Source organism: Rhizobium sophorae (assembly GCF_013087515.1).
Taxonomy (GTDB): domain Bacteria; phylum Pseudomonadota; class Alphaproteobacteria; order Rhizobiales; family Rhizobiaceae; genus Rhizobium; species Rhizobium sophorae.
Genome location: NZ_JABFCN010000027.1, coordinates 1 through 756 on the forward strand (window position 1 = coordinate 1; position 756 = coordinate 756).

The 756-nt window shown below is 65.5% G+C and carries 1 protein-coding gene; it reads right to left on the minus strand.

Annotated features, from left to right (window positions below):
- A partial coding sequence (locus G9X64_RS37390) for a heme lyase CcmF/NrfE family subunit (RefSeq protein WP_171376895.1) occupies window positions 1-756 on the minus strand: 756 nt, incomplete at both ends.

Sequence of the window (756 nt, forward strand, 5' to 3'; positions counted from 1 at the left end):
GAAGGTCAGGTTGAAAAAGGGCGCTCCGACGGAAATCTTGTCGCCGGTCAGCGTTTCCAGCAGCAGCGGATAGAGCGTGCCCGTCAGCACCGTGCCGCAGGCGACCGTCAGGATCAGATTGTTGACGACGAGCGCGCCCTCACGCGAGATCGGCGCAAACAGCCCGCCTGCCGCGAGCTTCGGCGCGCGGAAGGCAAAGAGCGACAGCGCCCCGCCGATGAAGATCAGCAGGATGCAAAGAATGAAGACGCCGCGGGAGGGGTCGCTGGCAAAGGCATGCACCGAGGTCAGCACGCCGGAGCGCACCAGGAAGGTGCCCATCAGCGACAGCGAAAAGGTGAGGATGGCGAGCAGCACCGTCCAGATCTTCAACGCCTCGCGCTTTTCCATGACAAGCGCCGAATGCAGCAGGGCGGTGCCGGCGAGCCACGGCATGAAGGAAGCGTTTTCCACCGGGTCCCAGAACCACCAGCCGCCCCAGCCGAGCTCGTAATAGGCCCAGTAGGAGCCCATGGCGATGCCAAGCGTCAGAAAGGTCCAGGCGGCCAGCGTCCAGGGTCGCACCCAGCGCGCCCAGGCGGCGTCGATGCGCCCTTCCAGCAGGGCCGCAACCGCAAAGGAGAAGCAGACGGAGAAGCCGACATAACCGAGATAGAGCAGCGGCGGGTGGATCGCCAGACCGACATCCTGGAGGACGGGGTTGAGATCGCGGCCCTCGGCCGGCGCCGGGTCGAGACGGAGGAAGGGATTGGAGGT